This window comes from Natribaculum luteum (assembly GCF_023008545.1).
GTDB lineage: Archaea > Halobacteriota > Halobacteria > Halobacteriales > Natrialbaceae > Natribaculum > Natribaculum luteum.
The window spans coordinates 653298-679512 of sequence record NZ_CP095398.1 but is presented as its reverse complement, the minus strand read 5'-3'; the positions used below and the strand labels follow the sequence as shown (position 1 = coordinate 679512).

The 26215-nt window shown below is 59.6% G+C and carries 17 protein-coding genes and 2 pseudogenes; 11 read left to right on the top strand and 8 right to left on the bottom strand.

The window, feature by feature from the left end; genetic code table 11:
* The first annotated feature begins 12 nt into the window (after positions 1-12).
* On the top strand, positions 13-966 hold the full coding sequence (locus MU558_RS21760; protein ID WP_246975498.1) for a hypothetical protein: 954 nt from the start codon (positions 13-15) through the stop codon (positions 964-966).
* A gap of 832 nt (positions 967-1798) precedes the next feature.
* On the opposite strand, the gene MU558_RS21755 is transcribed toward MU558_RS21760, so the two are convergent.
* Positions 1799-2011 carry a hypothetical protein gene (locus MU558_RS21755; RefSeq protein ID WP_246976688.1) on the bottom strand — a complete coding sequence of 71 codons (213 nt, stop codon included), beginning with the start codon at positions 2009-2011 and terminating at the stop codon, positions 1799-1801.
* On the opposite strand from MU558_RS21755, the gene MU558_RS21750 reads away from it, so the two are divergent.
* The 3 genes and pseudogenes from MU558_RS21750 to MU558_RS23485 form a co-directional block, all read left to right on the top strand.
* A complete protein-coding gene (locus MU558_RS21750; protein ID WP_322987064.1) occupies positions 2006-2269 on the top strand; it encodes a Rid family hydrolase in 264 nt (87 codons plus the stop codon). The genes MU558_RS21755 and MU558_RS21750 overlap by 6 nt on opposite strands.
* Before the next feature lie 269 nt (positions 2270-2538).
* A complete protein-coding gene (locus MU558_RS21745) occupies positions 2539-2994 on the top strand; it encodes a hypothetical protein (protein ID WP_246975496.1) in 456 nt (151 codons plus the stop codon).
* A gap of 220 nt (positions 2995-3214) precedes the next feature.
* Positions 3215-3401, top strand: a pseudogene (locus MU558_RS23485) (IS110 family transposase); the annotation flags it as partial.
* Between the two features lie 36 nt (positions 3402-3437).
* Here the strand turns inward: MU558_RS23485 and MU558_RS21740 are convergent.
* Positions 3438-3662, bottom strand: coding sequence for a hypothetical protein (locus MU558_RS21740; protein ID WP_246975494.1), 225 nt, complete (start codon positions 3660-3662; stop codon positions 3438-3440).
* A gap of 331 nt (positions 3663-3993) precedes the next feature.
* Here MU558_RS21740 and MU558_RS21735 point away from each other — a divergent pair, with 331 nt between their 5' ends.
* Complete coding sequence (locus tag MU558_RS21735) at positions 3994-5232, top strand: putative manganese transporter (protein ID WP_246975492.1); 1239 nt, start codon at positions 3994-3996, stop codon at positions 5230-5232.
* A 189-nt stretch (positions 5233-5421) separates the two neighbouring features.
* On the opposite strand, the pseudogene MU558_RS21730 reads toward MU558_RS21735, so the two are convergent.
* Positions 5422-5739: pseudogene (locus MU558_RS21730) on the bottom strand (AAA family ATPase); the annotation flags it as partial.
* Between the two features lie 284 nt (positions 5740-6023).
* Here MU558_RS21730 and MU558_RS21725 point away from each other — a divergent pair.
* Together MU558_RS21725 and ggt are read left to right on the top strand one after the other, a co-directional pair.
* Positions 6024-7274: an RNA-guided endonuclease InsQ/TnpB family protein gene (locus MU558_RS21725; protein WP_246975490.1), complete on the top strand. Its 1251-nt coding sequence runs from the start codon at positions 6024-6026 to the stop codon at positions 7272-7274.
* Positions 7275-7629: 355 nt separating this feature from the next.
* Positions 7630-9552: a gamma-glutamyltransferase gene (gene ggt, locus MU558_RS21720; protein WP_246975487.1), complete on the top strand. Its 1923-nt coding sequence runs from the start codon at positions 7630-7632 to the stop codon at positions 9550-9552.
* A 140-nt stretch (positions 9553-9692) separates the two neighbouring features.
* On the opposite strand, the gene MU558_RS21715 is transcribed toward ggt, so the two are convergent.
* The 4 genes from MU558_RS21715 to MU558_RS21700 form a co-directional block, all read right to left on the bottom strand.
* Entirely contained in the window at positions 9693-12428 is a 2736-nt protein-coding gene (locus MU558_RS21715; protein WP_246975485.1) for a TRAP transporter permease, read from the bottom strand.
* Positions 12425-12922 carry a DUF1850 domain-containing protein gene (locus MU558_RS21710; protein WP_246975483.1) on the bottom strand — a complete coding sequence of 166 codons (498 nt, stop codon included), beginning with the start codon at positions 12920-12922 and terminating at the stop codon, positions 12425-12427. The genes MU558_RS21715 and MU558_RS21710 overlap by 4 nt, the downstream gene beginning before the upstream one ends.
* Before the next feature lie 185 nt (positions 12923-13107).
* Positions 13108-14106 carry a TAXI family TRAP transporter solute-binding subunit gene (locus MU558_RS21705; RefSeq protein ID WP_246975480.1) on the bottom strand — a complete coding sequence of 333 codons (999 nt, stop codon included), beginning with the start codon at positions 14104-14106 and terminating at the stop codon, positions 13108-13110.
* Positions 14107-14635: 529 nt separating this feature from the next.
* Positions 14636-19393, bottom strand: a complete 4758-nt coding sequence (locus MU558_RS21700) for a PKD domain-containing protein (RefSeq protein WP_246975478.1) — start codon at positions 19391-19393, stop codon at positions 14636-14638.
* Between the two features lie 360 nt (positions 19394-19753).
* Between MU558_RS21700 and MU558_RS21695 the strand changes: the two genes are divergently transcribed.
* The 4 genes from MU558_RS21695 (at position 19754) to MU558_RS21680 (ending at position 24960) form a co-directional block, all read left to right on the top strand.
* Entirely contained in the window at positions 19754-21505 is a 1752-nt protein-coding gene (locus MU558_RS21695; protein WP_246975476.1) for a sensor histidine kinase, read from the top strand.
* A gap of 142 nt (positions 21506-21647) precedes the next feature.
* Positions 21648-23273, top strand: coding sequence for a helix-turn-helix domain-containing protein (locus MU558_RS21690; protein ID WP_246975475.1), 1626 nt, complete (start codon positions 21648-21650; stop codon positions 23271-23273).
* 288 nt (positions 23274-23561) lie between these two features.
* Positions 23562-24527, top strand: a complete 966-nt coding sequence (locus MU558_RS21685; protein WP_246975473.1) for a transcription initiation factor IIB — start codon at positions 23562-23564, stop codon at positions 24525-24527.
* 115 nt (positions 24528-24642) lie between these two features.
* Entirely contained in the window at positions 24643-24960 is a 318-nt protein-coding gene (locus tag MU558_RS21680; RefSeq protein ID WP_246975471.1) for a hypothetical protein, read from the top strand.
* Between the two features lie 318 nt (positions 24961-25278).
* On the opposite strand, the gene MU558_RS21675 is transcribed toward MU558_RS21680, so the two are convergent.
* On the bottom strand, positions 25279-26094 hold the full coding sequence (locus MU558_RS21675) for an IS5 family transposase (protein WP_246972087.1): 816 nt from the start codon (positions 26092-26094) through the stop codon (positions 25279-25281).
* Between the last annotated feature and the right edge of the window lie 121 nt (positions 26095-26215).

The following is a 26215-nucleotide window of genomic DNA, read 5'->3' as shown; positions in this document are numbered from 1 at the left end:
TCCGGAGTGACGATGAGTGATATCGAGGATACACAGGAATCATCGCATTGCTCACAATGTGATTTTGAGCAATTAAAGGCGTTATATCAGCTCAACGTGGAAGCGAAGCGATACGCCGAATCTGCTGAAGACGCCTACACTGCTGGATTCAAGGCAAACGCCCGTCTCTACAGTCTGCGGAAGAAGGCACTCTATGGATTGAAACGAGCGATACTCGAAGAGCTCGTCGACGGAGGCTGTGTTGATACAATCCGTTATCACAATATTGATGGGAAATTATATTACTGTCTCTACGTAGGCGAGTTTTCATTTCATACTCCTACTGATGAATGGGATACTCCACCGCGGGATGCCCCACCATCGCCCTCGAAATCACTCGATTCGTTTGACGCTGATCCTGACAACCGTACCGACCATCTCTCAGAGGCAGAAGCACTGAAACGGCTTACTGAGCAATTCGAAACGCCAAACAACTACCTCCCAACACCATTCGTTGATCGTGGATACGGGTCAGAATTTGCTGGATGGTCACAACTCCCTGGTGCCATCGAGGAAGGTGATAGGGTTGATGGGCGGTTTGGTCGAGAGATAACCAACCCGTACGATGAGTTTCTATTCGCTGTTGGCGATACCTTTCAGACGAAGAAGGGAGACTGCCGAATCCTCGACCGTTATCAGGCGTGGCTGACGCCCTGGCTAGACCGCGCTCCAATCATGCCACGCACGGTATACGATGTTGAACTGGACGGTGAAGTACGTGAAACCGTTCGACAACGCCGGATTGTTGACGACTGGCTTATTCTTGTAGACAGTCTGGACGATCCAGTACCGAATGTAGATGGACGACAGGCGGAGATGGCTGGTGATGCCTACGACCGAGTTGCGTTCGATATCGGTGATATAATCGAACTCAACGCGGAGTGGGATGACGATGGACCACACTACTCTGACTTCTCCCACGACTGAAGTCGTGGGGTTCGACCGCCACAGACGGCCGAGGACCCGTCACAGACGGGCATCCCCACGTCGGGAGTTCCCTGGTCGGATGCCGGGGTTCGGGCCGAGCCAGTACGGCCCCCGACCGAGACAGTGGCTTTGGTGGGCTTGCCTCGGACTCGGTATCCCTGATTTCGTAGGGGATACCAATCAAGCTTACGGGATTCATCCCACGGCTAAAGCCCTGTCTCTTACCCATACGTCGGAGTCTCGCGAAAGTGGCGTTTCGGAAGCTCTCGAGGCGGGCGAGCACGAGCTGAGACCCACAGGAAGAGAGACGAGATCGACGCTCGGTACGGAGCGTAGTACTCGAGTCGACTGCTTTTGGATCCACAATTACGGATTTCACCCGACGAAAGACGCTGAATACTGGTATCTCGATCGCCACTCTCCGATGGATCGCCCGCAGACTGGTGGCGCAACTTGTGGGTAAGAGACAGGGCTAAAGCCGTGGGCTTTCTCCCTGCTTCCCCTTGTAAAATCGTGGAAGCATCACTCTCATATAACCTGGTTATGGTAGAGTTTGAGCCTGTTGAACCGACCGAAGAAGCTCCGCTGGGTCTATCGGTAGCGGAGTTTGCTGATGACGTTGTCGCAGTCCACGACGACCCTCCACACACAGAGTGAATATCGCGGAGATGGCTCACCGAAGCTCGGTGTGAAGAAATCCCTGCTGCGGACGTCGAGTTGAAGAGATGCGTCGCAAAGAGCGGGCAACTGGCCGGGTCGATCCCCGAGAACGACTCGAGTGCGAGCAACTGGCGGAGATCAATCAGCAGGTACAGCAGGTGGCCGACAACGTTCAGGGTGCAGTCGGGCAGTCATCGCGAAGCGGATCGCCGGCCACGTCCTCGAGGGTGCGGACATGTTCGAGGACGTGAGCGCGACGAACGAAGAGTTCCGTCACGTAGCGGGGCCGATCGTTCCGACCGGCAAACTCGAGGAGGTCACAGGGACGCAATGGGAGTCGAGAGTAGGGCCTTCTCGTGCCGTTCAGGCCGGTTCTGAAGTGCATGTTTCTGGAACCACAGCGACCGGCGATGACGGAAATATGGTCGGTAAGGACGACCCGTCTGAGCAGACGAGGCAGGCACCCCGGAGTATCGAAAGTGCCCTCCAAGGGACGGATGCCTCACTCGAGGACGTCGTCGGAACCAGACTGTTCGTCACGGATGTTGATAAATGGGAATCGATCGGCGATGCTCATAGCGAGGTGTTTGGTGGCGTTCGCCCGACGGCAGTATGGTGGAATGAACCGTCTGATCGAGCCTGATTCGCTGGTCAGGGTCGAAGCTGTCGCGATCGTCGCCGAGTAAGCGATCTCACTTTGCGAGTGACCGATACGCGCTGTGGATCTTGCACGTGTGCTATCGACCTCCTCATCTTCTAGCATGACCTGCGTGACCGATACAGAGGTTGAGTTCAGCACGACAAAGTCGGTTATTTAACGTCGAAATCAGTGAATGATCCACTCGCTACACGTACGGACTTTTCGGTACTCCTATTCCCAAGAGATTTGTCCATACATGAAAACAAAACACTATGAATCGACGCTCGTATCTCGTACTTGGGGTTACTATCGGTACCTCTGGTTGCCTCGAGTTCTTCGATCAGGAGGTGTATCTCGGTGGTTTACGTCTCGAAAACACCAGTGAGGCGGACCACAGTGTAGAGATACGGGTCGGAAAAGATGGGGGACAAGTTCACGAAAGCACCGTGGACATTTCCGGTATGGAAGACGACGAGAACGTACTGAGCACGGAGTTCGTGGAGTGTGAATGGCCGAACGACGAATCCGGTGAATTTGAAATTGCTGCGCGTCTGACCGGTGACGACTCGTGGGTAGAAACGACATCAGACGATACGGAAGGCGACGACTCCTGTCAGATGGTGTTCCTACGCATTGAAGAGACTGGTACACTCTGGTTCAACTGGGACGACTGCGAGCGCTACGAAGCGGAGAATCCAGATACCGTCTGCGGCTACGGCACTGGATAGGTACGACTATCCAAAACGTTCGTTCAATACCGACTGAGACTCAGTGGGCAGGTTGTTCTTGTTTATGTACATATAGTTATCCTGCACTGGTCGATCACTACACTTCGCAGATCGGCTCTCAGCCAACGCCGCATTCGCGCTTTGCATCTTGCACGTTTTTCAACCTGCTCGGACTTTGTCAGATAGTGTGTGGTAATAACACGCGAAATCTTGGGCCACCGTGCACGTCTCGGTGGATCTCTTGTTCACGCCAGTTGCTGTCGTGGACGACGACAACTTGCGTGACGAGATCCGCTTACCAAACGACCGTCTCGACGAACTCGCCGAACAGTACGCCGGTGGCGAAACAGTGATCGAAGCATCCGGACTACCGTCCGGTGTACGAGATGCTCGACGAGCCTCTCGACGCTCCTAACTGTTGATAAGTCTCGGTGTACTCGTAGCTATCCCGCGAGTTCGGCGACCTCGAGGAGGAGTCCGGGAACAGCGATGAGGAGAAAGCCGACGGCAACGAGGAAAAGCGGAACGAGAAGAGCGATTTCGGTGAACAGCCAGATGCCGATTCCTGCAAGGATGGCAAGCACACCGAGGACGCGAAATACCCACGTAACGAGCCCCTCGAGTTCTGAGTCCGCGAGCAGATCCAGTACGTCGAGTAGTTCGTCCATATGCGTTCTGACGTCCGTTCCCTGTTAAAACTGTTTGACTATCCTATAAGCTGATTTATCAAAATTCGGGGTGGAACCAACCCCGTGAATCACCTCGAGGTCGAGCTCCGAAGTGCTCCGAACGACCTGTAGAATCGGCAGCAGGACTGAATTAGACGAGTCTAAAAATCAAATTAGGTAGAAAACTTTTTGTCATTAGTCACCTCACTATCCCCTGTTCACAACTCATGAGGTCAGCAGACAACGTATCCTGTGTGCGAGCGGGTTCGCTGCAAAGACAGTGCACTCGAGCGCCGTCGAGGGATACCGCTACGGCAGGGGCTGCACACCGATGACGCCACTCCAACTCGGCATCTCGTTGCAGGAGGCCATCGACATCCTGGTCTTCTCGGTCCGAGACGGCTTCGTGCAGGTGAGTGCGTTTGTTGCGGTCACAGTTCTTCTCTTCAGCTACATCCAGTATCGGACCGGCGGCCGGATCGTCACGTACCTCAAGAACAACGAGCGCATGCAGCCACTGGCGGGGGCGCTGCTGGGGCTCACCCCCGGCTGTGGCGGAGCGATCATCGCGATGCCGTTGTACATCAGGGGCACGGTCAGTTTCGGGACCGTCGTGGCGGCGCTCGCAGCGACCGCCGGCGATTCGGCGTTCGTGATCCTCGCGCTCGCCCCCGAAGCGGCACTGTACGCCTATGGGATGGCGTTTATCGCTGCAATCCTGTTCGGTTACGCGATCGACATCTGGGGTTTGGGGGTCGGCCGTGTCGACGACGCAGTCACCCGGATCGGTCGTCCGATGACCGATGGGGGATTCGCCACGACGAGTGTCGCGGATGGCGGCCCGAGTATCCCCGAATGCGAGATTGGGAGTGATTGCCACGACCACACCCGCTCGAAAACCGACGGCGGACTCGTGACGACGATCAGTCACGGCGTCCACGTTATCTGGTGGACCGTCGCTGCCACGGGCCTCGTCGCGGGCGTGATGTACCTCGCTCGTGGTGCACCCGAGGTGGCTCTGGAGTTTCGTCCGACGTTTTTCGGGTTGTTCACTGTCTCCGGGCTCGTCGGGACGGCCGCCTCGTTTTACCTCCACTTCGTCGGCCGTCGATTCATCGGCAAAGGCGAAGCCGGTCGGATCCGGGACGATTTCTCCAGCGCCTACGAGACGTTCCAGCACGCGGCCATGGAGACCAGCATGGTCACGGTGTGGGTCATCGCGGCCTACCTCATCTACGAGTACAGCATCGTGATCTTCAACATCGAAATCGCCGCTATTGCGGCGGCCGTGGGCGTGCTCGCTCCGATTGGCGGTGCGCTACTCGGGCTGATTCCGGGCTGTGCGCCACAGATCGTCTTCGCCCAGATCTACTCGGCGGGTGCGATTCCCTTCTCGGCGCTGACGGCAAACGCCATCAGTCAGGACGGCGACGCGCTGTTTCCACTGATGGCGATCGACATGAAAGCGGCCATCGTCGCGACCATCTACACGACGATCCCCGCGCTCGTCGTCGGTGTCACGCTGTACTACGTCTGGCCGTACGCGAGCTTCGGCTTCGGGGTGATCTGACGTGTCCGTCTCACCTCTCGTCCACCGACCAACTTTGTGACGTACGGACACGACGTCGACTCGTCCATCGCAATCAGCTGGAGCTACTAGACAGCGCCGCCTTCCGTATCCCATCACTCGCTCATCGGCGCGGATGACCGTGACGCCCGCACACGGACTCCCACAGCGCGATATTTTGGGGCCGTCGTGGAACGGAACCTCGTCGATGACGACGATCGCGTCTTCCTCGCCGAGTGCTTCAAGGAGTGCTCCCCAGTCACGGCGGACGTTCCGCAGCGACGGGAACTGTGCGGTGGCGGTATCGACGAACTGTTCGAGCTGGTTCTGTGCCGTGGACTCGACCGCTTGATAGTAGACAGCGTCGTCCCGATCAGCGATGGACTGGCGAACGAGCTTACTCTTACCGAGGCGACGGCGGCCGTAGATCACGACGAAATTCCCCGTCTCGGACTCATAGCAGTCCGTGAGTTGATCGAGTTCGACGTCTCGATCAACGAAGTGCTCTATACAGCCAGTCGCATCTCCGACCAAGTGGAATTTTCGATTTCAGAAATCACGATTTCCAAACGTGTAATTTCCTTCTACAGGGGGAGGAGCCAATCGAGGAAGATCCACTCGAGTCACTATCGAGAACGGGAAGGCCACTGTCTATCTTTAAGCAGCGAGAGAATCCCGGCGTTTACGCCGGGCGTGAATCGCGTCACTCAACTCCACAATACACTACTCGGTGGCAGACCGGATATTCCACGCTAATCTACACCATTAAGTAGAATTATTTACATAGACTATGTATGGCGATTGAGGTCACGCGCACCTACGTTGGTTCCATCCAGAACCACCGGCAGGTCTGCGATGGCCTCAACTCGCTCGGAGACTCCGCCTCAAAAATCTGGAACGTCGCACGCTGGACAGCAGACCGAATCTGGAACGCAACAGGCGAAATCCCAGATGAAGGGACGCTGAAAGCGTATATGAAGAACCAATCGTGCTGGAAAGACTTGAACGCACAATCCAGTCAGAAAGTCATCGAAGAACTTTCCGACGCTTTCCAGTCGTGGTTCGACCTGCGACAGAAAGACCCAAAGGCGAATCCGCCCGGCTACCGCAAACACGGCGACACCCGGCCAAAAAGTACGGTCACGTTCAAAGCAGACGGGTTCAAACACGACCCCGAAAACAACCGCGTCCGACTCTCAAAGGGTAAGAACCTGAAGGAACACCGTTCTGATTTCCTGCTCTGCGAGTACCAGACCCGTCCAGACGTTGACCTCACCAAAGTCACCAAGGTGCAAAACGTTCGAGCCGTCTGGAACAGCGACGAGTGGGAACTACACTTCGTCTGCAAAGTCGAACTCGAAACCACCGACACCGCAGGCGACGGAGTGGCAGGGATCGACCTTGGCATCAAGAACACCGCCACGGTCGCTTTCCCCGACGAGTACGTTCTCTACCCCGGCAACTCGCTCAAAGAAGACAAGCACTACTTCACCCGAGCAGAGTACGACACGGAGGGTGAGAACGGCCCGTCAGAAAAGTTGATGTGGGCGCGTCGAAAACTTGCAGAGCGTGAAACTCACTTCTTCCACGTTCTCACGGACACGATCATCACCGAGTGTGTTGAACGCGGTGTTGGAACGCTTGCGGTAAGTTGGCCCGAAGACGTGCGCGAGTCCGACTGGGGTAAGACCGGTAACAAGAAGTTGCACTCGTGGGCGTTCGACCGCATCTACCAGTACCTCGAATACAAAGGAGAGATTCGTGGCGTTGAGGTGCTGAAGAAGAACGAGTGGGACACCAGTAAGACCTGCTCACGGTGTGGTGACGACACGAAGTCGAACCGTGTCGAACGTGGCCTGTACGTCTGCTCATCGTGTGAGTTGGTAGCCAACGCGGATTGCAACGGGGCGGAGAATATGCGCCAGAAAATAACTCCGAGTCCTCACGGAGAGGATAGGAGTAACGGCTGTGTGGCACAGCCATCGACATACCTGTTCGACCGCGAGAGCGGGACGTTTCAGACGAGAGAACAGGTCGTGTCGTAGACCAGCAAATATCCCAACGTGCGGTACGGGAAGCCTCGCCGTCGTCGGGCGTAGCCCGACTGCCTGAGGGATCTTCGATCCCTCTCCGTTTACGGCGAGGAGGATGTCACCGGTTGACCTGCGCCTGAAGACGCAGGTATGCGCTATCGATCTCTATCAGCTACATCTCCTCCTGAGTGAACCGTGCTGTCGTCAGCGGCGACACCGGGCAGTCGAAGTGATCTCGGCGCCAGTACTATGAGAGGCCGGAGCGGTCTGTCGGCAGTACAGTTTTACTGACCACATTCTGGAAATATATAATTTCACTAATAAACCAGGTGCAAATACTTATTGTTCATGTGGTGAATAATCACATATGGGACAAGATAGTCCTGCAGCAGATGCACCTGACTCGGAAGACGATGCGACAGAACGCGTTACAACGACGAAGCGGACGTTCTTGCAGGGTACGGGCGTCGCACTGGGGGCCAGCGTGGTCCCAGTTGGAGCCAGTAGCGCATTCGAGGGGACGGCGATAACGACTGATTCCAACGCCGTCGCAGAAGCGGCTGGCGGGATGGTCTCGAGCGTCCACCAGCAGGCGACCGAAGCCGGTATTGGGGTCCTCGAGGACGGTGGGAATGCGATCGATGCCGCAGTCGCCGTTCAGTTCGCACTCAACGTCGTTCAGCCCCACTCGTCGGGGATCGGCGGCGGCGGGTTCATGCTCGTATATAGCGCCACGGAGGACGAGATCATCGCCATCGACAACCGGGAGCGAGCGCCCCTCGGAGCCCAACCCGATATGTTCCTGGACAACCAGGGAGAGGAGGTACCGTTCCTGGCACGCCACACGAACGGGAAGGCAGTCGGCGTACCGGGAACGCTGAAGGCCGCCGACGTGGCTGTCAAGCGGTTCGGACGGAAGGAACTCAGTGAACTCATCCAGCCGGCTATCGACTTAGCCGCACCTGACGGACGGACAGTTACGGTCGACGAGTTCCTGGCGGGTTCGATCGCCGACAACGTCGAGGATGGGGCGCTCACTTCGACCGCCCAGGAAGTGTTCGCTCCGGGAGGCGACCCTCTCGAAGCGGGCGACGAACTCGTCCAGCCGGACCTCGCTGACACTCTCCGAACCATCCGCGACGAAGGCATCGGTCCGTTCTACAGGGGTGAGATCGCGGCGGACATCGCCGAGACCGTCCAGGGTGCGGCACGTTACCGACAGACGGGCGGAAACATGACCGTTGACGACCTGGGCCGATACAACGTCAACATCACCAGGCCCACCTACGTGACCTACGAGGGAGCCGCACACGATGTCACCGTCCGGACGATGCGCTCGCCAACCTCCGGTGGGTACGTCATCGCACAGATTCTTTCCCTCCTCGAACCGTTCGACCTGGCACAGTACGACCGGCGGTCGTTCGACGTCTACCACCGGATTATCGAGGCGTTCCAGCTCGCGTTTGCCGACCGTAACGAGTACCTTGGCGACGAGGAGTTCGTCGACATCCCGTGGCAGGGAATGCTCGACGACGACTACGTCGACTCTCGTCGGCAGGTTATCGACCCGGAAAAAGCGACGGATGCGACCCGCGAACCCGGTGACCCCTTCGAGTACCAGCCAGGCGGACAATACTACACGAGTGCCAGGGACGTCGAACGGGCCCAGCATACCAGCAACGCCTCGGGCGCACGTAGAGGTGAGCGCAACGAGCCCCACGCGAACAGTTCCGTGACCCCTCCCGGTCAGACGACCCACTTCACGACGGCCGACGCCGAGGGGAACATGGTCTCCTGGACTAGCACTATCGAACAGTTGTTCGGGTCGGGGATCATGGTTCCCGGGCGGGGGTTCATGCTCAACAACGAGCTCACCGACTTCGACTCCCATCCTGGTGGCCCGAACGAGGTCCAGCCGGAGAAGCGCCCGCTCAGCAGCACGAGTCCGACGATTGTCACGCGAGACGGCGACCCCTTCCTGACGGTCGGCTCACCTGGCGGCTGGTCGATCATCCACACCGTCTCCCAGATCGTCCTCAACGTCGCCGAGTTCGGTATGGACATCGACGAAGCTGTCGAGGAACCCCGCGTCTACTCTGCGACTGGTACGTGGGTCCAGGCCGAAGGCGGTGTACCCGCCGACGTCGTCGACGAGCTGAACGCCGCCGGTCACGACGTCTCTATCGTGGATACCATCGGCAACGTGCAGTCCATTCTCGTCAAGGACGACGGTGGGTACGTCGGGGTCGCCGACCAGCGAAGGGACGGCGCCGCTGGGTCGCCGTCGTGATGGGACTGACGACTCGGCTTCGGAGAACTGCGATCGGTCGGACGTAGCTTTCACGTCCGACGGCGCTCCGGCGATCTTCTCACCGCCGTCTACCGCAGAGAGGGATGTCACCGCTCACCGCTCACCGTTTACCCCTCGGCTCATCCGACGGTGGCCTGTCTCGTCTCGGGAAGCTTCGTCGCCTCTCGGCGGTTTTTCGCTGCCAGGGCGACGAACAGTGCGAATCCGACGACACGAAGCGTGAGATCTAGCAGGAGTGCGTCGAGCGAAACGGTCACGCCGACGAGTCCGAGGAGATCGAATACCGATACTGAAAGCAGCCGCGGTGCCATAAGCAGAAGCGAACTGAGCGCGAAGCCGGCCCGTTCAGCGCGGTTCACGCTCGTATATAGCGTCCCGATGACGGTTGCACCGAGGGCAATCACCCCGAGGAAGACGCCACTCACGGGAATCAGAATCTCCGGGACCGAGTACGACAACTCTGTGAGGTCGCTGAAACCGACGATTCGATACTGATCGCGGATCGGTAACTCGGCAGCGTTAGCCTTCTCGCGAAGCAGCACGATCCCGGGTGCGAGGACGAACGCAAAGGGGACGATCGCCTTGTTTAGCGACAGCGAGAACGCCTTTACACCCGTCTCGAACGGATCCGACTTGGCTACCCCGCTTGCGGCGTAGGCGGCGACGGCGACTGGAGGGGTGATATCGGCGATGACGCCGAAATAGAGGATAAACAGGTGCGCTGACAGAAGCGGGATGCCGAACTCGACGAGCGGTGTGGCGAGCATCGAGATGAGGATAATGTAGGTGACCGTCGTCGGCATCCCCATCCCGAGGATGATGCTGGCAACGGCCGTCACAAGCAACATCACCACGATCGACCCGCCCGACAGCACGAGCAGCAGCGACGTGAGGTTCGGGCCAAGCCCGGAGACGCTGATGACGCCGGGAATGATGCCCGCGGCTGCGACGGCGATGACGACCGGGACGGCCGTCCGTGCGCCCGAATCCATCGACTTGACGACGAACGTACCGAACCGGAATGGCTGGCTCTCACCCAGGTCACCGCCAACCCGATCGGCGGTAGCCTGGATCGTCGGATTGAGGTTGAGCAGCGGTGCGTCGACGTCTGGATGAGACACCAAGATCAGCACGCCGGCTAGCATCGCGTACCACTCGATCTGGGCGACGACGAGTCCGGTCGCCTCCCCGACTGGCAGTCCGGCACCGCTGGATCCAGCGACGAGGTCGATGACCGGAACGCCGGCGACGACGTAACTCGCCAGTTCGACGCCAACGATGGCTGCGAAGATTCCGAGGAGTCGCCACCGCGTCTCCGCACTGTACGCCGAGACGAGTGCGATCAGCGCCACGAGCGCGACGAGGGTGAACCACGCCGACCGCGAGACAGACAGCCGCTCGACGATGAGATAATACAACAGTAACCCAATCGGGACGAGGTAGAACCACCCGCGTTTGAGGTGTGGACCGATCGAGACGGTGTCGACGTCCTCTGCACCGCCGATCCCCTCTTCGACTGCCTTGAGGTGGACCATGACCCAGACGCCAAAGAAGAAGACGATTGCAGGAAGCGTCGCGAGGATGATGATATCTGCGAACGGTGTCGCCGTGTACTGGACCATAAGGAACGCGGCGGCACCCATCACCGGCGGAAGAATTTGCCCGCCGGAGGACGCCGAGGACTCGACCGCGCCGGAAAATTCCGGTGAGTATCCCGAGCGCTTCATCAGCGGGATCGTGAACGCGCCGGTGGTGACCGTGTTGGCGATCGACGATCCCGAAATCGTCCCCATGAAGCCACTTGCGAGGATGCTCGCCTTCGCTGGGCCGCCTTTGCGACTTCCAGTGGCCGCATACGCGAGGTCGATGAACCACTGGCCGGCGCCGCTCATCTCCAAGAATGCACCGAAGAGGATGAAGATGTAGATGAAGTTCACCGACACCGTCACCGGGATGCCAAAGACCCCGTTTTCGGTGTTGTACCAGAGGTTCTGAACGATATCCGGCCAGGACAACTCGTTGATCGCGAGCAGGCCGATCAGGGGCGTCCCGCTGTTGATGAGGTAGCCCCAGCGCGCGTAGACGATGAAGGTTGCGACGATGATCATGAGCGGAAGTCCGAGCGTCCGGCGGGTCGCCTCGAGTACCAACAGAACGCCGATTACGCCAAGCGCCATCGCGTAGGAGTACTCGCTGACGAACGGAACGCCGCCGAGGACGGACTGGAGGAACGGGTACACCTCGGTGACCGGCCGCCCCGACATGAGACCGAATACCCGCATATTCTGGATCTCAGAGAACTCCGTCAGGAAGTAAATCGCCGACAGTATCGATGCACCGATACACAGGAGGTCGAACGGTGTCACACGCTCCCGGTCGGGATCGAGGAACACCCACCGGAATGCCGTCCGAATGCCCCCGAGAAGGCGCGTGACGAGGTTCTGGTCTCCGAGTTCGCGAGACGCCGCGGGGACGATCCGGCCCAGGTTTCGCGAAACGATCCCGTCACCCATACTCCCCGGGAACAGCAGGAACGTGAGCACGAGCGCAAACGAAACGTGTACCGCGTTCGCCTGCAGGAGCTGTAGCGAGATTTGCCAGTCGTAGAGCATGAACCGCCAGTCGTCGACGATTGGCACGGGGAGCGTAAACGAGAAGCTGCGTGCGGCCAGGAACAGCTGGAAGATCGAAAACAGCACACCGATCGCCGCGACGGCCACCGCGGCGACCCCTTGCAGCGACCGCCGGTGCTCGATCTCCTCGATCAGTTCCTCGGCCTCCTCGTAGGAGACGTCCTCAGCCGGTTCGTCGCTCGACCCGTCGATACCGTCGTCTGTTCGATCGTTCGTATTCATAGAATCAGCTCGATTAGCGATCGTCGTTCCACGTAGATGCGAACGTCGCTGGCGTTCGTCATCGCGACGAGGTCGTATCGTCGGCCGTCGACTATCAGCGTGTGGCCGGCGATCCGTCCCGGCGAGACGGAGAGGCTTCGAAGTTCCGTGATCGGCTCGGACGGATCGTACACGAGCGCCCCATCGACGGTCGTGACGTTGGCCCGGGCGGGCAGTCCCCAGCCATAGGACTCGAACTCCATCCGGGTGTTCACCAGGGTTCGATTGTCCACGCGGTACTCGTCGTATACTCGGGATTTCTCTACGCTATGAGTGTACTCGAGGGCAACGGTGCTCCCGTCGTTGACCGGTTCGGTGAGGTACCGTTCGCCCGTCTCGGCGTCCTCGACGACGAGCACCGATTCGGTTGGCGCGGTTGCCCCAACGGCGACGAAAATCAGTACCGCCGCTAGGAGGATCGCAGCGCGGACGGTTGGACGGAAGACACGAGCCATCTTTTTGTGAAACGTCTTTGAACGCGCGTGAAACGCCAGTGGGACGATACGGTTCCACAGGGAACCGACGTCGTCTGTGTTCACGACTCGGTTCGGCGAATCGACGCGTGGTCCGACCACGCACCAGTGTACGCATCCCCGACAGTCACCACGCTCCAGACCAGTTCTGTATCGTCTGAACCGAGTCAGGCGTCGAAGTACGTCGCCGCACCTTCGTGGAGTTCGATAGACATCCCATCCTGTGCGCTGTCGACCGTGATGAAGTCGGTCTTGATCGTGAGCTCACCGAGGTTGTCGAAGATGGCCGCGGTGACCGTCTCGACGGTATCGGCCGGTACGTCGGAGTGTGTAGCGATCATCGCCTGCACCGCGACGGTCTCGACGTCTTCGTCGACGCCGCTGTAGGTTCCACCGGGGATGGTGTCGTCAGAGAACCAGGAGGCAGCCTCCTTGACGGCCTCGCGGTTCTCGCCTTCGACCGGGACGATCGCGATGTCGTTCGTGGTGGCGAGGTCCTCGATCGCGCCGACCGGCCAGCCGCCGACGACGAAGGCTGCATCGACGTCACCGTTGGCGAGCTGTTCGGACGCCTGGGAGAAACTTGCGTTCTGCTCGGTAAAGTCGGTGATCCCGACCGACTCGAGGATCTGCAGTGCGTTGACCTGCGTCCCCGATCCGAGGTCGCCGGTGTTGATCGTCGCGCCGCTGAGATCCTCGAGAGACGAGATGTTGCTTCCGGCGAGCGTGACGATCGTGATCGTCTCCGGATACAGCGTCGCAACGCCCTGCAGGGTGTCGATCGGCTCGTCCTGGAAGGCGTCGATTCCGGTACCGTTCTTCGCGAAGGATGCGATGTCGTTCTGGATGAGCGCGAAGTCGGCCGAACCGTCCGCGAGACTGCCGACGTTCTCGACGCTCGCCCCTGTCGACTGGACCTGCAGCGAGAAGTCCGTGTTCTCTTCGACGATCGTCTTGAATTCGTTCGAAAGCGGGTAGTACGTCCCGCCAGTACCGCCGGCGTGCCAACTGAGGCGGGTTCCACCGTTTCCACCGCCGGTACCGTTTCCATCGCCGTTACCGTTCCCATCATTATCGTTACCGCCGCCGCTACAGCCGGCGAGCGCGGCTACACCTGCGGCGCTAGCCACTTTGAGGAATCGACGTCTGGTCGCTTCGGAAGACATTACCACTCATGGTACAGTATGGCGGTTTATATCTTTGACTATTTTCAAACAAATTTACTGTTCAGATTATATTGGTGGGGTGTCGATAAAGGGTGTAACCAGGCTCGTGTGGCGTCGGTACCTCCGCGGCGGAGATCGAAGCACGAAGCTATAAATTACAGATATTTGACTATAACGCCCACGAATTTAGACAAATTGAGCATGATTAGGTTAACTGCTGTCTCAAATTCAAGTCTCATGGACAGTATCGTACCTACTCGGGAGGTCGTATGTGGTAATTAGTAATTCAGTTGTATTGACCGCTCAGAGTGATCGGTCTACATTATAATCGGTCTCTAATTGAATCTGGTGCAGTATGCCGATCCTGAGCAGTTCGCGGCATTCGCCGACGAACTGCTCGAGCACTCAGCCAAAACAGCCATCACAATGGAGATTTCAGCTGAAGCTACCAGAGGCGAACTCTAGACGACTTTGGGACGGGACCAATATCCCAAACGCTCGGGATTCCTCCGGCTTTAGCTGGAGGATGTCAACGGTGTTTCCGGTTCGCGAGGAAAGCGATCACGGCTAGCGCGAGGAGCGCGATACTGATACCGAAGCCAGGAACCCCTTCATCTTGATTATCGGTCCCGTCTCGGTCGTTTTGCCCCTCAGTCTCCTCATCACCGGTCTCGTCACTCGTCTGCTCGCCCGTCGATCCATTGCTCGGTGATTCGTCAGCAGGCGACTGCCGTTCCACTGTCCCGACGGCGAACATCGCGAAACCTGGCGTGGTCGACTCGTAGGTGACCGTCTGCTCGCCTTCAGAGAGGACGGCCGTGTCGAGTTCGCTCCACTCACCTGCGTCCGCGTCGTAGCGGTGTAAGGCGACATCCCCGGCGTCTACCCCGCGTTCGTCGAGCGTGTCGGTGTTCACCTCGAACTCGACGGTCGCCGAACTGATTCGGTCGCTGGCGTCGACGCCTCCGGAAGAGACAGTGAACTCGACGTAGGATATCGCGCGGTCCGACTCACTTGCGTTATCGGTGCTATCCTCACTACTGCCATCACCGTCAAGCGGAAATGTGTCTTTGGGGAGTTCTTCGAGACTCGTCGAGCGAGCCGAGAAGGTCACGTTTGTATCCTCGTCGAACGTGAGGTTGACGCGTTCGTAGCGCGTCTCGGATTCCTCGTCACTGAGGAAGTTACCGAGGTCGACGCTGACGGGGTCACTCGCCGAAGCGGAAATAGTCGCACTCACACTCCCGTCGTCGTGAGTTTCGACGTCGACCTCGTCTTCGTCAGTATCGTCGTCGTTCCGAGATGGTGAACTACTGGATGTGTCGTCGCTGGGTGAGTCGTCGCTCGGTGGATTCGAGACCGTCACCGTCGCAGTATCGTTGAGAGTGCTATCGGCCACCCAGGCGAATCCGACGTCGTACTCGCCAGCGTCTCCCTCGTCGACCGTGAACGTCGCCGTTCCGTTCTCGTCGGTCGCTTCGGTATCGCCGGTCGAGAGGCCGCCCAAACCACCGTCGTCAGTCACTTCGACGGAAACGCCCTCCAGTGGGTCGCCGGCGTCGTCGGTCGCCGCGACCTCGAGCTCGCCAGATACACTGGCGGTCGCCGTCGTCTCCCTTGCATCGATCGAATCGACTCCGGAGCCGAACGCGCCGAGCGTTGAGGGCTTGTCAATTTCGTGGGCGGTCAGGACTCCCCGGCTCGCGTTGACGTCGGAGTCGATCGTGTGCCACTCCGAGCCGTCGTGTCGCCACAGTCGAAGGGCGTTTTCGTCGATTTCGATCGCAGACTCGTCGTATCCGAGTTCGGCAGCCGTGAGACTACCGTTGCCGGTCACATCGAAAAAGGCACTCGCGTTCTGGTAGCTCGCCGGGCCTGCGGGTGGCGACGGCTCATCGTCGACCATCACGTCGGTCGCGTCGAACGAGACGGTAGCGCTCGAAAGCGTCAGGTTCGTCACGGTGACGTCCGATCCGTCGTCGACCGCCAGCGAGTCGGCGTCGGTGCTCCCGATCGTGTCGTTCGTCAGCGTGACAGCATTCGAGTTAATGATGTTCACACCATAGTCGGTCGCGTCCGTAATCTCGTTGCCCCGGACAGCCGTGCCGTCGGAATCGCTGATCCGAATACCGTGCGATCCGGTGTCCGAAATCTCGTTCGCCACGACCACGCTTCCGTCCGCTCCGCCGAGGGACACGCCGAAGTAGGCGCTGTTTCGGACGTCGTTGCCCTCGACCACCGAGCCGCCGGCCTGCACGTAGATGCCGCTTCCTCCCGCCACGACGGTGTTTCCGGTGACGTTCGCCCGGCCGTTCGGTCTGGCGTAGATGGCGGAACTCGTCGATCCGGTGGCGTTCAGTTCGTTGTCCGTAATCTCGAACGGTACTGAGGGCGTGCCGTCGACGTCGATTTCGATCGCCGAACCGTCGCTATGAGTGACGGTGTTTCGGTCGACGGTGACGGAGTCAGAGTCCCCCAGCAGAACGATACCACCGCGGTTGCTTCCTTCGACGGTGTTGTTCGCAATGTGCGCGTTCGTGACGCCGTCGGCCTCAATCCCGTTCCTGCCAGCGTAGGTCACGGTGGTGTTCTGAATCGTGCTGTCGGTCGTCTCGCGCAGTCCGATGCCGTCGTCGCTTCCGTCAAACGTGCTGTCTGCGACGGTGACGTCATCGGCCTCGTTCAGGTAGACGCCGACGAACGCGCCGGTCGCGTTCACGTTCGAGACGAGGCTCTCGGACACGTTGTCGAGGGCGATGCCCTGTCCGAAGCCGTCGATATTCCCGTCGGTTTGAGCTGAGTCGTTCCCACCGTCCCAGTCGACGAGCGTGACGTTCTCGACGGTGACATTCGACAGTTCGCCCGCCGAGCCGTCGACGAGGATGCCGGAATCCTCGTTCTCGCTCGCCGTCGACGTGACGGTGTAGCCCTTACCGTCGAGATGGACGTCGCTCGCGGTGATTTCGATACAGGTCTCGTCGCTTTCGAGATCGCCGACGAGTTCGTGCGCTCCCGGGGAGTCGATCGTCGTGCAGGTGTCGATAGGCACTTTCTCTGTGACCGTCACCGTCGCGGTATCGGTGTCGGTGTTCCCGGCGTCGTCCTCGACCGTCAGCGAGACATCGTAGGTGCCGGCCTCGTCGAAGGTGTGCGTGACGGTTTCGCCGGTGTCGGTCGCCCCGTCGTCGAAGTCCCACTCGTAGCCGGTGACATCGACGTTGTCGGTGGAACCGGAGCCGTCGAAGTCGAGTTGCTGACCAGATTTCACAATCCGGTCGCCCCCGGCGTCGGCCGTCGGCGGCGTCACGTCCCGCACCGTGACGTTGAGGGTGTCGGTATCGCTGTTTCCGGCCGTGTCGGTGACGGTGAGCGTCACCGTGTACGTTCCCGGATCGGCGTACGTGTGCGTCGGTGTCGGCCCGGTCGCCTCGGTACCGTCACCGAACTCCCACTCGTAGCTGTCGATAGCTTCGTTGTCGGTCGATCCTGATCCGTCGAAGGTCAGGGCCGTGTCCTCGTCGACAGTCTGGTCCGCCCCGGCATCGGCAGTCGGCGGAGTGGTGTCCTCGACAGTAACGGTCACCGTCGCGTCGTCGCTCCCTGCCTCGTTCTTCAGGCGGTACTCGAACGTGTAGGTTCCCGGTTCCGTGGGACCGGAAAGTTCGAGCGAGCCGTTCGACGCGACCGTCAGGTTCCCACCAGCGAGTGTCACGACCTCACCCGCGGCGTGTGTCGTGACGTTGCCGCCTAGGTCCCCGGCGCCGAAGCTCACGACCTCGCCCTGGGGCTCCCCGAGGTAGTCCGTCCCGTTGCCGTGATCGTCGAAGACGGACGCCGCGAGCGTGTCGTCGAGGGCGATAGACAGCCCACCGACGTCTTTCGCGTCCGGCACCGGGTCGGGTTTGAACGAGAGGTCGTCGAAGTAGACGCCCGCGTAGGTTCCGCCGTCGACGTGAGCCATCGAGAGCCGAATCGTGGCCTGCCTCGCCCCGCTCGGCGCGACCGCGGAGCCGCTGAACTGGTCGAACTCGGTCGTCGAGTCCGACTGGAGGTCCGAGAGTGTCACGCCCTCGCCAGCGATGACGTCGCCGTTCTCGTCCATATACTCGAGTTCGACCTCGCCGTAGTCGTCTCCGGCGTCGGTACCGTAGTAGCCCTCGAGGGCGTACTCCTTGCCCGGGACGACGTAGACGGTCTGTTCGGCCTCCGCGTCACCGCCGAAGTCGGCTGCGAAACTGGTTGCGTCGATAGACGAGTGGCTCGTGTCGTCGTCTTCGTCGAGGTCCAAACAGGTCATACTCCCGGTCGTCACGGCCCATCCCATGGGGTTGCTGTCGGTGTCGGTCTCCTCACAGCCCGAATTGTGGAGCGTGTTATCGTCGACCGTTATCTCTACCGACGCCTCGTCGGAGCTACTCGAGTCCTCGATTCGGTAATCGAACGTGAACGTCCCGGTCTGAGTCGGGTTCGTGAGCTCGAACGACCCGTCGGCGTTCACTTGGAGATGCCCGCCCGCGAGCGAGACGTTGGCTCCCGCGTCGTGTTCGGTCGCATCGCCCGCGAGATCCCCGCCGCCGAAACTCACGAGGTCGGCAGGCTCGCTCCCGAGGTCGTCGTCCTGCTCCGCGTAGTCGTCGTCGTGGAGCGTCCACGACGGGTCGAGGGTCTGCTCGACGCCCGTCTCGACGCCGCTGACGGGGAACGCCGTCACCCCACTGGTGACCTCGCGGAACTCGACCTCGTTGAGGTATGCGTCCGAGTAGCTGGTTCCGTCGATGTCGACGAGGGTTATCCGAACGATGGCGGTGGCCGCGTTCGACGGAGCCACCGTCGAGGTCTCGAACGACTCGTACGTGTCGGCCGCCGGGTGTACTTCCTTCGAGACTCCTCCGGACAGTGTGGAACCGCCGCTGTCGAGGAACTCGACTTCGATTTGGGCGTAGTCCGTGGTACCGGAGTCTTTCCCGACCTCACCACTGAGGTTGTACTCCGCACCGCCGGTCACGTCGACCGACTGCTCGACGATGGCGTCGTTGTCGTCTTGGGAGAAATCGGTGAAGGCGTCCGAGCCATCCGGCGCTGGTGGACCACCGACGGTGGTCGGGTCCGTACATTGGACGTTGGTCGACACTAGGTTCCATCCGTCCGGTGGTGAACCACTGCCGTCGTCGGCGTCACACCCCGGATTGGTGAGCAGGTTCGGCCCCTCGTCCGCCTGGACGGTGCTCGACGAATCGGCAGCCGACACCGCAGAGAGGACGACCGTCCCGGCTGCGAGCGTCGACACGACCAGTACAACTGAAAGGACCAACGTGACTGCGCCGCTGTATCGATCGTCCGAGCGGCTCCGATTCCGTCGCGTCTTTGCAACGAATTTCCGACGGATCATTCGTTCAGCTTTCTGTGAGCGGATGGCAATTCGGCGCGTCTCCGGACGACGACTCCCCGCGGGGTCGAAGTGGGCTGTGACAGCGGGGTGCTGACTGTTACCACTGATGAGAGATGTTGCATTCCTCGTTCGTCGGTACTGACACGACCGGCTTAAATGGGATACCAGCGAATGGTGGTGTGACGGTGTTCCACGGGGTGAAGATCCTCCCATCGACCATCTCCGAGAGATGTTCTTTGCGTGGCCAGAATCGATAGAATGGTACTGCTCGACGCAGAAGGCAGTCACGGATTCATGTACGTATACGGGCTGGTCGCCTACGCGGGGTCAGCGCTCATCGGGGGCCTGCTCGCGGTCGCGCTACTGGCCAGGTACGACCGCCGACAGCCCGCCTTCACGTTCGGGTTGTTCCTGCTTGTCGTCGGTTTCTGGGCAACAACCTACGTCGGATATCTGGTGGCGACGGGGGAGGCGTGGCTGCTGTTTTTCAGTCAACTCTCGTATCTCTCGGTCGTCTCGACCCCGGTCGTCTGGATCGTCTTCGCCCTCCAGTACACTGACCGAGAAGAGTGGCTCTCACAGCGCCGGGTCGTCCTCCTCTCGGTGGTGCCGGTCGGCGTACTTGCGCTCGTCTGGACTGCCCAGTATCACTCGCTGTTCTACACCGAGATCGTCTACACGACCGTCGGCGGCATGGCGGTCCTGGAGACGACGCCCGGGATCGCCCACCGCATCAACGTCGTCTACTCCTACGGCCTACTGGTCGCCGGCACGGGGCTACTCGTCGGCGAGACCGTTACGAGCAATCGGCTCTACCGCCGACAGTCGGCGATTTTACTCGCTTGCCTGAGCGTTCCGTGGATCGCCAACGGCCTGTTCCATCTCGGCTTTCAGCCGATTCCGACGACGGATCTCTCGCCGGTCGTCTTCATCCTCGTCGGGATTCCGCTCGCGGTGATCGTCCAGCGGACCGAACTCGCTAGCTTTCTCCCCGTCGCCCACGAGCGCGTCTTTCACACCCTCGGCGATCCCGTCTTCGTCGTCACCGACTCGAACCGGATTCTCGACGCGAATCGAGCTGCACGCGAGCTGGTCGACGCGACGGGTCCCATCGAGGGGACCGATCTCACTGCCCTCCTCCCCCAAACCCTGCTCGACGACGACGATCTCCGTTCCGACCTCGCAACGGCCATCGAGTGCGTAATCGAGGTTGACGGTAGCCCACGGCACTATATCGCCCGCGTTCGCGAGACCGACCCGACTCTGCAGGACCCGCGTGGATTTATACTCTCGCTGACCGACATCACGCTGCAAAAGCGCCAACAGGAGAGCCTGGAAGCCAAAAACGAACAGCTCGAACGCCTCGCAGGCGTCGTCTCACACGATCTGGCGACCCCGCTGGCGACAGGCGAGAGCCTGCTTCATCTCCTTCGCACGGACCTCGATGCGCCCGACCCGGAGATCGAACGGTCGCTATCCGATCTCGAAGACGTCCATCGCCGACTTCGGGCCTTCGCGGAGGGGCTGCCTGCGCTCGCCCGCGAGAGCACGGACGTAGAGACGCGGACCGACTGCGATCTCGAAACGGTCGCCCGGGCCGCCTGGGACGTGGTCGACACCGGCGAGCTGCGACTCGTCGTCGAATCGACTCGGACGCTCTCTGCGGATGCGAATCGACTCCAGCAGGCCTTCGAGAATCTCTTTCAGAACTGCGTCGATCATGCTGTCGGCGGTCGGGCGGGCGCGACGACTGTCCGAGTCGGGAGTCTGTCGACGGCGTCCGGATTCTACGTTGAGGACGACGGGCCGGGAATCCCGGCGAATCGACGGGGGGATCTGCTGTCGTTCGGCGTGTCGACCGGGAGTGGCTCCGGATACGGGCTGGCGATTGTCCGGACCATCGTCGAAGCGCACGGCTGGTCTCTCGCGGTCGGTGACGGCACAGACGGCGGCGCGCGCTTCGAGGTCGAGACCGCTCCCCACGCTCGTGAACCCGACGTGATGGGATAGTCTGAGCTGGATGCCGCACGCACACCACCTCATGCTGGTATGAAGTTTAAGCGGACGTAATGAGACGTCCAGATATGACAACTCGAATTCGAAACAGTGCGGCTGACTTCGATACCGGACACCCACCGAGTGGAGTGTGACCGTGAACTCGACGGATGGACCGGTCTCGGGATCGGCTGATCCACCGATCTCTGTCGTGCTGATCGACGACGATGAGACATGGGTCCGAACCCAGCGTCGACTGCTCGAACGCGCTCACGACAGGCTGCAGGTGTCGACGGCGACCAGCTACGAGGACGCACAGGCCACGCTCGGCGAGCAACGACCGGACTGTATCGTCTGCGATTACCAACTCGGAGACGGAACCGGACTCGATCTGTTGACCGCGATCCGTGCCGCCGAGCCGGATATCCCGTTTATTCTCGTGACCGGAGAGGGTAACGAAGCAGTTGCGAGCGACGCGATCGGCGAGCAGGTCACCGATTACATCCGGAAGCGGGATTTGAGTTCCCAGCCGACGCGACTCGCCACGCGGATCGAATCGGCAGTCACGGCTGATCGGACCCGACGGGCCCTGACCCGCGAGCGCAAAACCAAAGAGACGCTGCTTGAACTGGTGACGGCTTCGACCACCCGCTCGGAACTCGGTCGAAACGTCTGCGAGCATCTGGTCGACACTGGATACGCCTGCGCGTGGATCGGCACCCTCGATGACGACCGACAGCTCGTGCCGCTCTCGACGGCTGGCGAAACGGAGTATCTCGAATCCGCCCTCCCCATCGACACCCGACCGACGAACCGTTCGGAACCCGCGTTCCTCGCACTCGATAGAACCGAACCGGTCGTCCGGTCGCTCGGACACACGGATGGGTCGACCGATACCGATACCGATACCGAAGACACGAAATGGAGGCAACTCGCCATCAACCACGGCTTCGGGTCGGTAGCGGCACTCCCGATCAGTCACGACGACCTCTGTTTCGGCGTGTTGACGGTCTATAGTCAAAACCCACGGATCGACAGTTCGGAGCAAACACTCCTCTCGGAGTATACCGAGACTGTGGGGTATGCATTCCAAACCACCACGTGGAAACGAACGCTGCTCTCGTCAGCAACCGCGACCGTGACGTTCTCTCTCAGCAGTCGAGAACATCCACTCGTCGCACTCGCTGCCGCCCTCCCCGAGGAGGTAACGCTTCACACGCGCTCGGTTATCCCGCGGAACGACGACAAAGTTCTCTACGCCACGACCTTCGATGGAGCGACGAATGCCGGTCTCACTGCCCGCATTGAGTCGGATGATTCCATCTCCTCGGTCGAATTCTACCGAACCGACGCCGAGAACCGTGTCCAGTTCGGGCTCATCGTCGCGTCACCGACCCCCGAAACGCTGCTCGTCGACGCCGGTGTCTCACTCTCTCACACGGTGGTTGAGGACGAAACAGCGAAGGTCACGGCTGTTGTCGGGCCACAAACGACGATTCAGGCGTGTGTCGACATTCTCTCCGAGACGTACGGTGAGAGCAACGTGATGACCTTCTGGACGGCGTCTGATCGGTCCGAAGACGAGAACGTTGCGCCCGAGGAATTGACAGACCGACAGCGACAGGTGCTCGAACTCGCCATCGAAGCGGGATACTTCGAGCGCCCCCGACACAACAATACGAGCGAACTCGCCGATGCTCTTGGCATCTCACGGGCCACCTTCACCCAGCATCTCCGGGCCGCACAGCGGAAACTGTTTGCGAGAGGACTTCACAAACGGTGAGTCGACGAAGAAGACCGGTTGCCAGGGTAGCATTATTTGTACGACCACAGCCACCAACAGGATGTAAGCGGCGGGACGGTAACGACGACAGCCAGAGTCATTGATCAACCATCGGTTCAACTTGGACGGTCGGCTCATCGCCTGTCTGTGGCGAAAGCGTTGACATCCTCCTCCGCCTGAAGGCGGAGGTATTCTCCTCGCATCTCTATTGCCGGGCGTTCGCAGAATTTCCATGCCACGATCGCTCCCAGTGTTTAACCCTCTGGAGGAATTCTATACAATCGATCAATGAAACGCCTGACTCGCCAGAAAGCAGACGGGGATCAAACGGAGCACGAAGCTGCTGATCAGGCAGGAGTTCGGACCTGCCCGGAATGCGATTCAAGTGCGGTCACGAGAAGTTCAGACGAGAGCGAAATTAGTTGCGAGGAGTGTGGATTGATTCTCGAAGAGGAGACGATCGATCGGGGGCCAGAATGGCGGGCATTCAACGCGTCGGAGCGAGACAGCAAATCTCGCGTTGGTGCGCCAACGACCCAGACGATGCACGATAAGGGCTTAACTACCAGCATCGACTGGAAAAACAAAGACGCCTACGGACGGTCTCTCTCCTCGGAGAAGCGGAGTCAAATGAACCGGCTGCGAAAATGGCAAGAGCGTATTCGGACGAAGGACGCTGGCGAACGCAATCTCCAGTTCGCACTCTCCGAAACTGACCGGATGGCCTCTTCTCTGGGCGTTCCGCGATCCATTCGGGAGGTCGCCAGCGTCCTCTACCGACGCGCGCTCGAGGAGGACCTCATCCGTGGACGCTCAATCGAGGGTGTTGCCACGAGTACGTTATACGCGGCCTGCCGGATGGAAGGGATTCCACGATCCCTGGACGAAGTTGCTGCAGTCTCACGTGTTGATCGGATGGAGATCGGTCGCACGTATCGGTATATTTCGAAGGAACTCAGTCTCGAGATGGAGCCCGTCGATCCGAAGAAATACGTTCCTCGGTTCTGTTCTGAACTCGAGCTTTCCGAAGAAGTGCAGGCGAAAGCTAACGAAATTATCGATACCACGGCCGAAAAGGGGATGTTATCGGGAAAATCGCCGACCGGATATGCCGCAGCTGCAATCTATGCGAGTGCGCTCCTGTGTAATGAGAAAAAGACGCAGAACGAAGTCGCCACTGTCGCCCAGGTGACCGAGGTCACCATTCGAAACCGATACCAGGAACAGATCGGCGCGATGGGTCTTCCCAACTGAATACGGCCGCCAATCCCCGTACTCAGACTCGAGAACCAAGCCTGACAGTGCTGAGGTTGGCTCTACTTATCGAACAGACAGTATTTACAAAGAAAGACGAATTACAGTATTAGGAATGCCCGAGATCAGTCAGAAAGAGCAAGTCACCTTCAAGGGAATGAATGGGAAGACCACTGTAACAGCAAAGGCAGATGTCGGAGCCGACCGCACCACCATTGATCACAAAGTAGCAGCTCGGATTGGTGCCGGCCCTGTCGTTAGCAGCGTAAAAGTAAACGGCAGTGATCGCCGACCGGTCGCTAAAGTCTGGGTGGAGCTGAAAGATGTAGAGAAACTGGTGGAAGTGAGTTTGTCGGACCGTGAGGAGAAAAGCACTGAAGCGTTGTTAGGAAAACCATTTCTGAAGCACTTCCAGATCCAGGTCGAGACTTGATGCGGTCTGCTGTCCCTGTGTTCCGCAGCGACCGCCCAACTGGACGTGGTCGCTGCGGGACGGACGGACAGTGGTCCGTATGAAGCGGGAAATTTTGCAGTGTTGAACGCAAGACAGCGCCGTCATAGAAATTTTGACATTCGCTTTTCCACCGGTAGCTACGCTCTATCGGTAGGTTCTGAGATCGGACGATTCGATTTCAGCCGACTTGTGCAGTGATCAAAACATCAGTTTCACAAGATGCTGCACGAAGTGTGAGATGGACGATGGCGATGCCTCTCTCGAATACGTCCGGAGAAGAGGAGCAGGCGGCGAGCCTTAACTCGCCGCCTGCGCGAGGTTATGGACGATGCACTTCCGTGTGAGCTCCCGGAACTGGCCATGCCAGCTCCGGGAGCGGAGCTCGTCGCCGTCGTCCTTCAGCATCGCAAATACGGTCTCACTCATTGACCGTTGATTGTAGACTTCGTCGTCAATTCTGGCGTTGTGAGCCTTCTTGAGTGCGTTTTGCTCACAGTGTTTGATCACTGGTCGCGTTGACGCTTCACGGCAGGCCTCCCGGAGATTGCTCCATGAGTACATCTTGTCAGCCAGAAGTGCCTGCAGGTCTTCGGCGTTGCGCCGAAAGACCTGCAGCCCAATGTGACCGTCATAGGCTTTCTTTGTGGTGAAATGAGCGTCCATGATAGCAAGTGACTCCGTATCGACGAGCAGCGTTGTCTTCATCGCATTGAACGAGTAGCCGACACGATTTCGGTAGTGCGAACTAGCCTGATCTCGCTGGAAGCCGCTGGCATCGATCGAGGCAGTTCCTGAGAGCCCCGCCTGCTCCGCTGACCGGCGGAGCAGGCGGCGCAACTCTTTCATCGGGAATTCTCCGTCCCACACGCTGAAAGACGTGTAATCAGGTGATTTCTCAAGGCCGAACACAGCAAGGATTCCCGGCATCTCGTTCAGATAGTCCTCGAACTGCCGGAGCGGCTTGTTGACTTCCTCTTTGAGCAAGAGCAACGCGATCTTCGTGGACTTGGCGTACCCGTCCGCGCCGTCCGGCGCGGCGGGTACGTCTGGTTCTTCTACGTGGGTCGTGGCGAACTCGTGAAACGTCTGTGCGAGGTTCCTGAGACGTCCCATATCGCCAGACGGCGTCCAAATCCCCTGAAATCAGCGATACAATCCGCAGAGGGCGTCGGCGTTCAACAGAGCAGGAAATTTTGGACGTGAACCGCCCGCCGTTTCCCACTGTATCTTTCTA

Coding starts and splice junctions, on each gene's coding strand:
- MU558_RS21755 (WP_246976688.1), bottom strand. CDS start 2,011: ATGCACTTCAGAACCGGCCTGAACGGCACGAGAAGGCCCTACTCTCGA.
- ggt (WP_246975487.1), top strand. CDS start 7,630: ATGGGACAAGATAGTCCTGCAGCAGATGCACCTGACTCGGAAGACGAT.
- MU558_RS21735 (WP_246975492.1), top strand. CDS start 3,994: ATGACGCCACTCCAACTCGGCATCTCGTTGCAGGAGGCCATCGACATC.
- MU558_RS21740 (WP_246975494.1), bottom strand. CDS start 3,662: ATGGACGAACTACTCGACGTACTGGATCTGCTCGCGGACTCAGAACTC.
- MU558_RS21685 (WP_246975473.1), top strand. CDS start 23,562: ATGAAACGCCTGACTCGCCAGAAAGCAGACGGGGATCAAACGGAGCAC.
- MU558_RS21675 (WP_246972087.1), bottom strand. CDS start 26,094: ATGGGACGTCTCAGGAACCTCGCACAGACGTTTCACGAGTTCGCCACG.
- MU558_RS21710 (WP_246975483.1), bottom strand. CDS start 12,922: ATGGCTCGTGTCTTCCGTCCAACCGTCCGCGCTGCGATCCTCCTAGCG.
- MU558_RS21725 (WP_246975490.1), top strand. CDS start 6,024: ATGGCGATTGAGGTCACGCGCACCTACGTTGGTTCCATCCAGAACCAC.
- MU558_RS21760 (WP_246975498.1), top strand. CDS start 13: ATGAGTGATATCGAGGATACACAGGAATCATCGCATTGCTCACAATGT.
- MU558_RS21680 (WP_246975471.1), top strand. CDS start 24,643: ATGCCCGAGATCAGTCAGAAAGAGCAAGTCACCTTCAAGGGAATGAAT.
- MU558_RS21705 (WP_246975480.1), bottom strand. CDS start 14,106: ATGTCTTCCGAAGCGACCAGACGTCGATTCCTCAAAGTGGCTAGCGCC.
- MU558_RS21745 (WP_246975496.1), top strand. CDS start 2,539: ATGAATCGACGCTCGTATCTCGTACTTGGGGTTACTATCGGTACCTCT.
- MU558_RS21715 (WP_246975485.1), bottom strand. CDS start 12,428: ATGAATACGAACGATCGAACAGACGACGGTATCGACGGGTCGAGCGAC.
- MU558_RS21695 (WP_246975476.1), top strand. CDS start 19,754: ATGGTACTGCTCGACGCAGAAGGCAGTCACGGATTCATGTACGTATAC.